Raw genomic sequence first — 12,797 nt, 5'->3', positions numbered from 1 at the left:
TCAAATTATTTTTTATTTATTATCCTCATTATACCAAGAATTCTCACAATTTACTATAACTCCTACTTTCTATTGACGAAAGAAATGTTATTATGCAGTTATACTGCCTCAAGATGATTGACTTTCGAAACATGCAATTTAACGTTTAACAAATCAAGGGTGTCTCCATAGAATCAAAGTATTTCTGATACCCATTTCCTTCTATCTATAGACAGTAAAAAGCCTTGAAACAACTTATTCAAAGGCTTTCTTAGTATTCTATTGTATCAATTACCTTATTCCGATTTCTGTTGCTACTAATTTTATACTCATACTATAAACTTTCTAAATCTTTTAACTTGACCGACACAATCTTGGAAACTCCTGACTCCTGCATGGTTACTCCATAGATGGAATCTGCCGCAGACATGGTTCCCTTACGGTGGGTCACAACGATAAACTGGCTTTCTTTGTCAAAGCGATTGAGATAATCCCCAAAGCGCTTGACATTGGCCTCATCCAGAGCTGCCTCAACTTCATCCAAGATAACAAACGGAATGGTCTTGACGCGGATGATGGAGAAGAGAAGGGCTAAGGCTGACAGGGCTTTTTCTCCACCACTCATAAGATTGAGAGATTGGATTTTCTTGCCCGGAGGCTGAACCGAAATCTCTACCCCAGCTGTCAGCAGGTCGCCTTCTGTCAAGATCAGGTCAGCTGAACCGCCGCCAAACATCTGGCTAAAGGTCAGCTTGAAGCTTTCACGAATGGCTTCAAAGGTTGTTTGGAAACGTTCCTTGACTTCGTCATTCATCTCTTCAATGGTTTCCAAGAGAAGATTTTTGGCTGAGAGGACATCGTCCCGCTGACTTTTGAGGAAATTCAGTCGGTTGCTGACTTCTTCAAATTGTTCTACTGCTTCCAGATTGACCGGTCCCAAAGCACGAATAGCCTTTTCTAAGTCTTTGACTTGGGCTTCTGCAGCTGCAAGATTTTCCAAAGAACGCGCTCTTTGATCAGCCTCTTCAAAGCTGATCTGGTAATTATCCGTCAGATTAGTCAGCAGACGACGCAAGGCATCTGAAAATTTCTCTTTTTCAGCCTCTGCCTTGGCCTGACGGCGAATCAGACTTTCGTTTTGCTGACGGGCTTGATCTAAGTTCCCTAGAATATCCTCAGACTGGCCCTCTAAGTCGTCCAGCTCAAATTTGAGTCGGATGAGGCTCTGATCCAAGTCTGTCTTTTTCTCTTGGGCAGTCTTAAGCTGCTCTTCCAAGACGGAAATATCCACCTTCTGGCTGACCGCTTCTTCCTTTTGCTCTATCAAAAGCTGCAAAGTAACGACTTCCTTGTCCAGAGCAGCCTTCTCCTCTAGCAAACGCGACAAATCATTCTTCTCAAAGCGCTGGCTAGAAGTCAGCTCCGTGCTCTTCAATTTCAGTTCTGACAAGTTAGCCGATAGCTGATCGAAACGATCCTGAACAGCGTTTTTATTCGACTTGACTTGCTCGATTTCAGCAGTAATGGCTACTTTGGAAGCCTCGATAGCCGACAGCCGCTCTTCCATTTTTTTCTTTTCAGCAAGGCCTGCTGCTTCAGTCTGATTAGCCAAATCTTGCTCCTGGAGTTGCTCCAGCTGGCTGAGTTCCGCAACCCGCTCTGCAATCTGTTCGTAGGCCAACTTGACTCTTTGCTCCGTCAAGCGGGCTTGCTCACCCTCAGACTTGATGGCTTCCAAGGCTTGCTTGGCCTCTGATAGCTGAGACTGCAAGCTTTCGACTTGCTGCTCCTGAGCTTTCAGCTTCTGGGACTGCTGCTCCATTTCTCCAAGCAGGCTGTCCAGTTCAGGCTTGATAAAGATTGTGTTATTATTGCGATTGGCTCCTCCGGCGTAAGAACCGCCTGTGCGCAGTTCCGTTCCGTCCAGCGTTACAATTCTGACTTGGTAACGTACCTGACGAGCAGCCGCACGCGCATGCTCAATCGTATCAAAAATAGCGGTTGTCCCCAATAGATTTTGGAAAATATTCTCCAAACCTGGCTCATAGGTCACCAGCTCCGAAGCTATACCTAAGAAGCCTGAACTAGCCTCAATTCTGGATTGATTTTGCTCGGGAAGTTGACGAGCCTTGATGGTCGTCAGAGGTAGGAAGGTAGCCCGACCAGCCCGATTTTTCTTAAGAAAATCGATGGCTCTGGTCGCTGCCCCTTCGTCCTCAACGATGATATGCTGACTACTTGCCCCCAGCGCAATTTCCAAAGCGGTCTGGTAATGAGGATCGAAGCTCAATTTCTCGCTGACTGCCCCGACAATGCCACCCAGACGATCAGCTTCCTGCAGGACACTTTTTACACCTGCATAGAAATTACTGTGATTTTTAAGAATAGCTTCTAAACTGGCTGCACGGGCTTTTTTATTTTTCAAATCATCCAGCAGGGCAAACATGCTGGTCTGCTCATTTTGATAAGCAGTCGCCAACTTCTCGACCTGCTCCTCCTGCTGCTGATACTGATCTAGCAAGTCTCTGAGGGCAGCCTGTGCCGCTTCCAATTCTGCTTGTCGAGCCGCTTCTTCGTCTCTACCAGCTTTTAAATCAGCCTGTAGTTTGCTAAACTCTGCCTGTTTGCTGGCCGCTTGGCTCCGCTCATTCTCCAGACGATTTTCGAGCGAGGTCAAGTCGTTGGACAAATCGGCTTCTTCTTGCATGAGCTTGACGTAATGATCCCGCAGATTTTCAATCAACTGGTCTGGGTCATCTGAAAAGTCCGCCAATTCTGCTTCCAACTGGCTCATGGCCTCTTGATTTTCTGTCAACTGGACTGCTAAATCAGCTAGATGAGCTTCCTTGGAGGAAATATCAGCTGTCAGCTGCTGGCTCTTTTCTCTCAACCCAGCCAAACGTTCTTCATTTTCTAAACGGCTGCTGGCCGCCTGACTCGATTCCAACTTAGCTAGGTCTATCTGGCGTTCCAAATCACTGATCAAACGCGTCAACTCCAAAAGACTGGCCTGATCATCAGACAGTTTTTGATTCACTTCCTGGCGTTTGACTTTGATTTCTTGGTTTTCACGCTCCAATTCATCCCGTTTCGAATAATAGGCTGCTAGCTCCTGCTTGATGCTCTCCAAATCAGCCTCTGCTGCCGTCAAATCAGCTTTATTAGACTTAATTTGAGCCACCAAGACATCCAGATAAAGCTCCTGACGCTCTTGATCCAGTTCTAAAAAGCGCTTGGCCGTCTCAGCCTGCTTTTCCAGTGGCTTGACTTGACTATCCAGCTCGTAGATAATGTCTTCCAAGCGATCCAGATTGTCTTGAGTCTGTGCCAGCTTGCTTTCTGTTTCCTTGCGACGGGTCTTGTATTTGAGCACTCCAGCCGCTTCTTCAAAAATAGCCCGACGCTCTTCTGGTTTGCTGTTAAAGATTTCCTCTACCTTCCCTTGGGAAATGATGGAGAAGGAGTCTCGTCCCAGCCCTGTATCCATGAAAAGGTCATGGACATCGCGCAGACGGACTTTTTTGCCGTCAATCTTGTACTCGCTATCACCACTGCGATAGATATGGCGCTCGACACGGATTTCCTTGCCAGCCTGCTTGATAAACTGGTCCTGATTATCCAAAACCACAACGACCGAAGCATAGTTGAGTGGCTTGCGATTCTCCGTCCCTGCAAAAATGACATCGGGCATCTTACCGCCCCGCAAACTCTTAACGCTCGACTCACCCAGAGCCCAGCGCAGGCTCTCCGTAATGTTGGACTTGCCTGAGCCATTGGGACCAACAACAGCAGTCACCCCTTGGTCAAAAACCACCTTTGTCTTGTCTGCAAATGACTTGAAGCCCTGAATTTCAATTTCCTTTAAAAACATTAGCGACTTTCCTTTTCAAATGCATCCTTGGCAGCTTCCTGCTCAGCCAGTTTCTTAGAACGGCCTTGTCCCTGACCCGCTTTTTGACCATTGATCAACACAGCCACAGCAAAGTTCTTAGCATGGGCTGGCCCTGTCTCATCTGTAACCTGATAGACAATCTCCACATCCCCATTAACCTGTAAGAGTTCTTGTAGCTTGGTCTTATAGTCAGTCACCTGCTCAAAGTCACCTGCTTCCACCTTGGGAATCATGACTTGATAAATAAAGTCCTTGACAGTCTCCACGTCCTTATCTAAAAGAAGGGCACCCAAAAAGGCCTCAAATAAGTCACCCAGAATGGTATCGCGATTGCGGCCTCCTGACTTTTCCTCACCGCGACCCAGCTTGATAAATTGGTCAAACTGACAGTCCCGCGCAAAGCCAGCCAAACTCTCCTCTCGGACAATCATGGAGCGTAGTTTTGACAAATCTCCTTCTGGTTTTTTGGGGTATTTTTTATATAAATACTCAGAAATAATCAGCTGCAGAACAGCGTCTCCTAAAAATTCCAGGCGTTCATTGTGTGAAATTTTTAAGAGGCGGTGCTCATTGGCATAGCTGGTGTGAGTAAAAGCGGTCTCTAGCAGACTGCTGTCTTCAAACACCAGTCCAAACTGCTCCAGCAGTGCATCTTTTAATTGTTCCATAGTTTCTTTTTCATGCTAGGCCAAGGCAGAGCATGAGTCCAATCCATCCTTTCTAAAATGATGTTCTTTGTGAACTATCTACCATTATACCAAAAAACAAGTGCCAACGCACTTGTTTACTTGTCTTCTTAGCGTAATTCCCTGCCTACTCCTTATCTGGGATGACCTTGAAAAGATAATAAGTAATAAAGATTGTCAGGGCGAATAAGAAAATTTTCACCCAAATAATAGGCGCGAAGGTAATGGAAATTCCCATCAAGATATAGATGGACACGATAATCTTTTTCTTGCGCTCTTTGGCAATCGAGCCAGTCTCCCGAAAATCTGCGACATAGATTTGATACATTTTGGTGTGATAAAGCCAATTCTCAATCCGCTTGGAGCTGCGTGAAAAGCAAGCAATAGACAAAAGCAAAAAAGGAGTCGTAGGAAGAAGGGGCAGAAAAATCCCCAGCACTCCTAAGGCCAAAGATAGACAGGCAATCACAAAATAAATCAAGCGCATTTGGTTTCCTCACGTAAATTTTCATAGTCGTTCTTCATTTCAATTCTTTAGCTTCCTTTCTAGTATAAAAAACAAGCTGAAAAATATAAAACTAGTTTCCCATAAAAAATAATTCTTGTCAATCCTAAAAAAAGAGGTTGGGACAAAAGTCCTAGCCTCTCAATTGTCTTTGGATTGTCGAGCAAGACGCAGTGGTTGAGTGGGTTCTACTACGCTGATTTCATCAGCTTTTACAGCCCTACTCAACTGTGCGGAGGTGGGACGACGAAATCGAATTCTAAAGAATTACCGATTTCTGTCCCACTCTCTTTCTGAGCGACTGATGATTAGATATTTACCAAAGGCGTTGCAGTGTCAGGAGAAGTATCAAAGACTTGGAAATCATGACCCACTGGCAAGTCAGCTTGAGCCAGTTGATTGACCATAGTCATATGAGCCAGCTCCTTGATATTATTTTCCTTGCTCAAATGCCCCAGATAAATGCGCTTGGTGCGATTGCCAAGTGTGCGAATCATGGTTTCCGCACCATCTTCATTGGATAAGTGCCCCAAGTCAGACAGGATGCGCTGTTTCAGACTCCACGGGTAGGCACCGCTCCGGAGAATCTCGATATCATGGTTGCTCTCAATCAAATAAGCATCTGCATTCTCAATCACTCCAGCCATGCGGTCGCTGACATAGCCCGTATCCGTCAGCATGACAAAGCTCTTGTCATCCTTCATAAAGCGGTAAAACTGCGGACAGGCCGCATCATGGCTGACTCCAAAACTTTCGATATCGAGGTCACCGAAGGTCTTCATCTTACCCATTTCAAAGATATGCTTCTGACTGGCATCCAGCTTGCCCAAGTCCTTTTCCATCGCTCGCCAGGTTGCTTCGTTGGCATAAATATCTAGATTGTACTTACGCGCCAAAACCCCTACACCATGGATGTGATCCTTGTGCTCATGGGTGACCAAAATAGCATCTAAATCCTCTGGTTTCCGATCAATTTCACTTAAAAGGCTCGTAATTTTTTTCCCTGATAGACCAGCATCGACAAGCAGGCGTTTTTGGTCTGTTTCCAGATAAAAGCAATTACCACTCGAGCCTGATGCTAGAATACTATATTGAAATCCCTTAGTCATGTTCACTTTCTGCATTCACTTCATTTTCCCAGTCATCTACACGGATAGCATCGTTATCATAAGGAAGGACAATGGTAAAGGTAGAGCCTTTGCCATATTCACTCTTGGCCCAGATAAAGCCATGATGCTGCTTGATAATTTCTTTAGCAATAGCCAGACCCAAGCCCGTTCCTCCCTGGGCTCGACTGCGGGCCTTATCCACCCGATAGAAACGATCAAAAATCTTTGGCAGGTCCTGTTTGGGAATACCCAGACCTTCATCGGAAATCGAGAGAATCAGCTGAACATCTGTTGTTCTCACAGAAACCGTAATCGTCCCACCATCAGGTGAATACTTGATAGCATTGTTCATGATATTATCAATCACCTGGGTCATCTTATCCGTATCAATCTCTACCCAAATCGGCGTAATTGAATAATCCCTAATAATCTCATATTTTTTGGTCTCATCCTGATTTTTTATCTTATCAAAACGGTTGAGGATATAGGTGATAAAGGCCGTAAAATTAGTCAGCTCAACGTCCAGATGGCTGGTATTATTATCAATCCGCGATAAGCTAAGTAAGTCCGTCACCATCCGCATCATCCGGTTTGTCTCAGTTAGTGAAACTTTGACAAATTCCGGTGCAACAGGCTCTGACAGAGCGCCATCGTCTAAAGCCTCCAGATAGGATTTTACACTGGTTAGAGGCGTCCGCAATTCATGGCTAACATTGGAAACGAAAAGCCGACGCTCCCGTTCTTCCTTGTCTTGCTCCGTTGTATCGTGCAACACTGCTACCAACCCTGATATAAAACCTGACTCCCGTCTGATCAAGGCAAATCGAACCCGCAAGCTTACGTATTCGCCGTTTTCGTCTTGAGAATCAATGGTCAATTCTGGAACATTGGTGATCAATTCGCGTAGATCGTACTCATCGGCAATATCCAGCAAATCCAAAATACTAGTATTAAGCACATCATCACGTTTGACTCCCAGCTGTTTGGTCGCCATGTCATTGATAGTGATAATCTGTCCTCGACGGTTGGTCGCAAGTACACCATCCGTCATGTAAGACAGGATACTGGATAGACGCTTGGTTTCTTGTTCCAAATTTTCATGCGTCAGGCGAATCACTTCAGAAAGATCATTGATGGAATTGGTCATGTCCGTGATTTCAGGACTGCCCTGCATATCTAAAACTTCTGAATAATCTCCTGCGATCAATCCCTTGATCTTTTGATTTAACTGCACCAGCTTTTGAGTATCTCGTCGATTTTCCAGAAGTAAAAGAGCCACAACGATGATAAAGCCGACAACAATCAGTGAAAAGACAAAATCAGGAGAAAGTACAAATTCTTTTAGCGTTTCAATCATTATTTCTTATGTAATAACCGACACCGCGGCGAGTCAGGATATACTCCGGACGGCTTGGAGTATCTTCGATTTTTTCGCGCAGACGACGAATGGTCACATCGACTGTCCGCACATCTCCAAAGTAATCATAGCCCCAGACGGTTTCCAGTAAGTGCTCACGCGTCATAACCTGACCAACATGAGTCGCCAAATGGTGCAAGAGCTCAAATTCACGATGGGTCAATTCCAATTCTTTCCCATGTTTTTTCACCACAAAAGCATCTGGAAGAATCTGCAAATCCCCAATAAACAGTTCCTTTGGACTGCTCTCGTCCACATGGCTATCTGGGATTAATTCAGAACGGCGCAATAAGGCCTTGACCCGAGCCAGTAATTCACGATTTGAAAAGGGCTTGGTCACATAGTCATCGGCACCGATTTCCAGACCAATTACCTTATCAAATTCGCTATCTTTGGCCGAAAGTACAATAATCGGCACATTGCTGGTCTTGCGGATGGTCCGAGCAACATCCAGTCCATCCACTTCTGGCAACATCAAATCCAGAATTAAGATATCCGGCTGCTCTGCTTCAAACATTTCTAGAGCTTCCTTACCATCAAAGGCTGTCAGTACTTCATAGCCTTCCTTAGCCATGTTAAACTTTATAATGTCCGAGATTGGCTTCTCGTCATCTACAACTAATATTTTTTTCATTTTTTACCTTCATATCTATACAATTTTTAAGCTTAGACATCTATTGTTTTTGTACTTGTCCTACTGCTCCATAAGCACTATTATATCAAATTTTCCTTAAAAAATACTATTTTCGCACACTATATTCCAACATTCTTGTAAAAATTTCACCCTAACTTTCTTTCTCTCAAAAATTTCAGCCAAGGATGAGGAATCCTCACTAAAATCCTTGATTTTTTTCACTTTTTCTGCAAAAATAGAGGCATAGAAAGAAGGTTGAACTATGACAAAAATCAATCAAATCATCACTTATCTTGAAAATGAAAAACAGGATGTAGCTGTTATCTCCGATCCTGTAACCATTCATTACCTAACAGGCTTTTACAGCGATCCACATGAACGCCAAATGTTCCTATTCGTCTACACTGACCATGAGCCACTTCTTTTCGTACCAGCACTAGAGGTTGAGCGTGCTTCCTCTACCGTAGATTTTCAGGTTGTGGGCTATGTCGATTCTGAAAATCCTTGGGAAAAAATCAAGGCTTCCCTACCATCTCACACCTTCAAACAAGTAGCGGTCGAGTTTGACAATCTGATTTTAACCAAGTACCACGGCCTGCGTACCGTTTTTGATGGGGCTGAATTTGTCAATCTGACTCCTTACATCAACCGCTTGCGCTTGATCAAGTCAGCCGACGAAATCCAGAAAATGCTGGTAGCTGGCCAGTATGCCGACAAGGCTGTCAATATCGGTTTTGACAATATTTCACTGGACAATACTGAAACGGACATCATCGCTCAAATCGACTTCGCCATCAAGCGAGAAGGCTATGAAATGAGCTTTGAAACTATGGTTCTGACAGGCAACAACGCAGCCAATCCGCACGGCATTCCCGGAGCCAATAAGATCGAAAACAATGCCCTTCTTCTCTTTGACCTTGGCTGCATGGTTAATGGCTATGCCAGTGATATGACACGGACCGTCGCTGTCGGGCAACCAGACCAGTTCAAAAAAGACATCTACTATTTGACTCTGGAAGCCCAACAAGCAGCGCTTGACTTTATCAAACCAGGCGTCACAGCTCATGAAGTAGACCGAGCTGCCCGCGAGGTCATCGAAAAAGCTGGCTATGGTGAGTATTTCAACCACCGTCTGGGTCACGGCATCGGTATGGATGTCCACGAATTCCCATCCATCATGGAGGGCAACGACATGGTCATCGAGGAAGGCATGTGCTTCTCTGTCGAGCCTGGTATCTACATCCCTGGCAAGGTTGGTGTCCGCATCGAAGACTGCGGTCATGTCACTAAGAATGGTTTTGAACTCTTCACCGAAACCAGCAAGGACTTGCTGTATTTTAATTAACATAGCAAAAAAGCACCAAATTTGGTGCTTTTTTGCTTACACGGGTTCTTATTTTTACTTTCTGGAATGGTGAAAATATTGTAACAAAACATCTTCGAAAGATTCTCAAAAAATGACTGATATTTTGAGTAAATATTATTTTTCAGCAACCATCAGTTGGTCAGAAAATGAATAGGACTCATAATTATTATCAGGATTATCCGTCCACATTTCACATTGCTTGATAACAGTTACAATGGCATCTTCGACACCCTCCGGTGGATATTTGTATTTCCTAAGGAGCCGTTTAACAAGCATGCGCATACGAGCACGCGCAGAATGTTTTTTCTGCCAATCAATAGTTCTGCTTTTGCGCAATGTCTCCGTTAATTCATGAGTCATTGCAACAAGCTCATCATTTTCATAAAAATCTTTGACTGCTTGTGGTTGCGTCAAAGCATCATAGAAAGCTAATTCTTCATCGGTAAGACCTAAAGAATCCCCCTCTTCGTGAGCTTTCGCCATTTCTTTGGCCATTTTCATTAATTCAGCAATAACTTCTTCATTCGAAAGCATGCCATTCAGATATGCTCTCATCGCTCGCGAAAGAATTTCAGAGAACTTTTCGGATTTGACTAAATTTGTTCTTTGATATAAGGTAATCTGCTCTTGTAATAATTTTTTTAAGAGTTCTACCGCTATGTTTTTTTCCTTCATTTTAGAGATTTCATCTAAAAATTTAGGATCAAATAACGAAAATCCTGTATCAATATCTGAGAATAAATTAATGACACCTTCACTCTTGATAGAAGCTTTTAGTAACTCATTGATACGATCATTAATATCTTTCAGAGAAAGCTTTTTACCCTCCCCAGTTATTCGTGTCAGTAATGTTCTGACTGCTTCAAAATAAGCTGCTTCAAAACGTTGCTCAGGAGTAAGCAAAGAACGACAAAGTGATAACGCTTGGCGTAAGAGTAACGATTCTTTTATGAAGAGCTCTTTCTTCTTCTCCTTGTCTACACTTGACAAGAAGTTTACCCCACCACTAATTGTTTTAGCTCTGATTAAATCACTTGATTTAGAGAGCATGAATTCTGAATAGTCAAACCCATAAAACAAATCACGACAGACTTCTAGTTTTTCAACAAACTTTGGTAAAACTGTCTTAGCTATATCAGTGTCCCCAAAGTTACCTTTGTCTCGATTTGTATAATCGTTCATGGCTTGCTTTAAAGCACTTGCAATACCGATATAATCAACTACAAGTCCACCCTCTTTATTTTTGTATACACGGTTAACACGAGCGATTGCCTGCATAAGATTATGACCTTGCATTGGCTTATATACATACATGGTTGCAAGGCTAGGGACATCAAATCCAGTCAGCCACATATCAACGACGATAGCAATCTTAAATGGGCTTTCATTGTCTTTAAACCTTTTAGCCATCTCTTCTTTATGGCGTTTATTCCCTACTATATCGTGCCATTCTTCCGGATCATTATTACTAGAAGTCATGACAACTCCAATTTTTTCTGTCCAATTCGGACGCTTTTCAAGTAAGGTACGATAAATTTTCATCGCAATCGGACGAGAATAAGCAACAATCATTGCTTTTCCAGTTAATTCCTGCGCACGATTTTCTTCATAATGGGTAATGATATCTTCACACAAGGCACTAATAGTTTGATCGGCCCCTAAAATACTATCAAGACGCCCCAATTCCTTCTTGCTTCTATCAATCGCATGTGATTCAGCGCTTTGTGCCATCAAGTCATACTCTGTATCAATCAAACGCAAGATATTTTCATCTAGTTTTAAATGCATGACACGGCTTTCATAATAGACGGGCCGAGTGGCGCCATCTTCAACCGCCTGTGTCATATCGTAAACATCAATGTAATTACCAAAAACCTCTGTTGTAGACTTATCTTTAGTAGAAATAGGAGTTCCAGTAAATCCAATATAAGTCGCATTAGGCAAGCTATCTCTAATCAGTCTGGCTGCTCCGACGACTAGTTTCGCTTCTCTTTCTCCATCTTTTCCTTTGGTAATTTTAATCTTTTCTTCAAGTCCATACTGTCCACGATGAGCCTCATCAGCCATGACAACAATGTTTCTTCTATCAGAAAGCGCCTCTTCTGACTCTGAAAACTTCTGCATAGTTGTAAATATAATGCCATTGGCTTGGCGACCAGTCAATAGTTCTTTCAGATGCAAACGGCTCTCTGCCCGAATCGGTGTCTGTCTCAGAAAATCTTGGCATTTGGAAAACTGTCCATATAACTGTTCGTCCAAATCATTTCGATCAGTCAAAACGACAATAGTTGGCGAGTCTAAAACTTTCTGCAGCAGATGAGCATAGAAAACCATGGATAGAGATTTCCCACTCCCTTGCGTATGCCAGAAAACACCTCCCCGTCCATCGCTTTTAGTTGCTTTCAAAGTAGACACTGCAGCCTTATTCACTGCAAAATATTGATGATAAGCCGCTAAAATCTTAGCATCCTCAGAAAAGCAGATAAAATTCCTTAAAATATCCAGAAATCTAGTCTTATCAAAAATACCTTCAATGAACGTGGTAAAATTAGCATACTGAGTATCTTCAAAACTACCATCAGTAGTCTTCCACTCCATAAAGCGGTCTTCACCAGCAGTAATTGTCCCAGCCTTTGAAGTGGCTAGATCCGTCATTACGCAAAAAGCATTATAGTTGAATAAAGTTGGAATTTCTTTCTGATATGTTTTAAGCTGACGATAGGCATCAGAAGCATCTGTTTCTTGGCGAGAAGGACTTTTCAACTCAAAAACAACTACTGGCAAACCATTCAAAAACACTATAATATCAGGACGTTTATTGCTCTTCTCTACAATTGTCCATTGATTAATTACAGTAAAAGAATTATTATTTACATTATCGAAATCAACTAAATAAACGAGATTAGATTGTTTTCTTCCTTGATGAAAATAGGAAACTTCTATACCGTTTTGAAGATAATTTGTAAAAATCTTATTTTTTTGAAGCAAGGAACCTGTTTCAAAACGCTGTAGCTTTTCAATTGCCTCTTGAATTGCAACAGTCGGTAGCTTAGCATTGATTCTTTCTAAAGCAGGATAAAGCTCATCCAAGTATAAAGGTGTTCTATAATCACGCTCTACATCTGGACCATAAACATATGAATAGCCCAAACTATCACGAAAAAGTTCAATAACCGCATTTTCATAGTTGTCTTCAGTAAATCCCATAA

8 protein-coding genes are annotated in these 12,797 nt (G+C 42.9%); 1 reads left to right on the top strand and 7 read right to left on the bottom strand.

The genetic code is table 11. The features are described from left to right. Positions 1-313 precede the first annotated feature (313 nt). The 6 genes from smc to yycF form a co-directional block, all read right to left on the bottom strand. On the bottom strand, positions 314-3,850 hold the full coding sequence (gene smc, locus O3651_RS06835) for a chromosome segregation protein SMC (protein WP_371609994.1): 3,537 nt from the start codon (positions 3,848-3,850) through the stop codon (positions 314-316). Then, complete coding sequence (gene rnc / locus O3651_RS06830) at positions 3,850-4,539, bottom strand: ribonuclease III (RefSeq protein ID WP_371609993.1); 690 nt, start codon at positions 4,537-4,539, stop codon at positions 3,850-3,852. Before rnc ends, smc begins: the two co-directional genes overlap by 1 nt. Positions 4,540-4,684: 145 nt before the next feature. Continuing rightward, positions 4,685-5,044 (bottom strand): YbaN family protein, encoded by a 360-nt coding sequence (locus O3651_RS06825; protein WP_125373727.1) that lies wholly within the window; start codon positions 5,042-5,044, stop codon positions 4,685-4,687. Positions 5,045-5,370: 326 nt separating this feature from the next. After that, positions 5,371-6,171: an MBL fold metallo-hydrolase gene (locus tag O3651_RS06820; RefSeq protein ID WP_371609992.1), complete on the bottom strand. Its 801-nt coding sequence runs from the start codon at positions 6,169-6,171 to the stop codon at positions 5,371-5,373. Next, complete coding sequence (gene vicK / locus O3651_RS06815) at positions 6,164-7,528, bottom strand: cell wall metabolism sensor histidine kinase VicK (RefSeq protein WP_371609991.1); 1,365 nt, start codon at positions 7,526-7,528, stop codon at positions 6,164-6,166. Before vicK ends, O3651_RS06820 begins: the two co-directional genes overlap by 8 nt. Next, positions 7,521-8,222, bottom strand: coding sequence for a response regulator YycF (yycF, locus tag O3651_RS06810; protein ID WP_005589489.1), 702 nt, complete (start codon positions 8,220-8,222; stop codon positions 7,521-7,523). The genes vicK and yycF overlap by 8 nt, the downstream gene beginning before the upstream one ends. Before the next feature lie 262 nt (positions 8,223-8,484). On the opposite strand from yycF, the gene O3651_RS06805 reads away from it, so the two are divergent. After that, the gene (locus O3651_RS06805; protein ID WP_371609990.1) at positions 8,485-9,567 is read left to right on the top strand and encodes a M24 family metallopeptidase; all 1,083 of its coding nucleotides are present in this window, start codon (positions 8,485-8,487) and stop codon (positions 9,565-9,567) included. Positions 9,568-9,702: 135 nt separating this feature from the next. Here O3651_RS06805 and O3651_RS06800 read toward each other — a convergent pair whose 3' ends face one another. Then, a complete protein-coding gene (locus O3651_RS06800) occupies positions 9,703-12,795 on the bottom strand; it encodes a type I restriction endonuclease subunit R (protein ID WP_371609989.1) in 3,093 nt (1,030 codons plus the stop codon). Positions 12,796-12,797: the final 2 nt, after the last annotated feature.

The organism is Streptococcus sp. 27098_8_73 (assembly GCF_041432495.1).
Classification (GTDB): Bacteria; Bacillota; Bacilli; order Lactobacillales; family Streptococcaceae; genus Streptococcus.
Note: the sequence above shows the minus strand (reverse complement) of the source record. Positions and strands in the feature narration are given on the sequence as shown.

Excerpts from the sequence above, each read along its gene's own strand:
- O3651_RS06805 (WP_371609990.1), top strand. The coding sequence starts at position 8,485 with ATGACAAAAATCAATCAAATCATCACTTATCTTGAAAATGAAAAACAG.
- yycF (WP_005589489.1), bottom strand. The coding sequence starts at position 8,222 with ATGAAAAAAATATTAGTTGTAGATGACGAGAAGCCAATCTCGGACATT.
- rnc (WP_371609993.1), bottom strand. The coding sequence starts at position 4,539 with ATGGAACAATTAAAAGATGCACTGCTGGAGCAGTTTGGACTGGTGTTT.
- vicK (WP_371609991.1), bottom strand. The coding sequence starts at position 7,528 with ATGATTGAAACGCTAAAAGAATTTGTACTTTCTCCTGATTTTGTCTTT.
- O3651_RS06825 (WP_125373727.1), bottom strand. The coding sequence starts at position 5,044 with ATGCGCTTGATTTATTTTGTGATTGCCTGTCTATCTTTGGCCTTAGGA.
- smc (WP_371609994.1), bottom strand. The coding sequence starts at position 3,850 with ATGTTTTTAAAGGAAATTGAAATTCAGGGCTTCAAGTCATTTGCAGAC.
- O3651_RS06820 (WP_371609992.1), bottom strand. The coding sequence starts at position 6,171 with ATGACTAAGGGATTTCAATATAGTATTCTAGCATCAGGCTCGAGTGGT.
- O3651_RS06800 (WP_371609989.1), bottom strand. The coding sequence starts at position 12,795 with ATGGGATTTACTGAAGACAACTATGAAAATGCGGTTATTGAACTTTTT.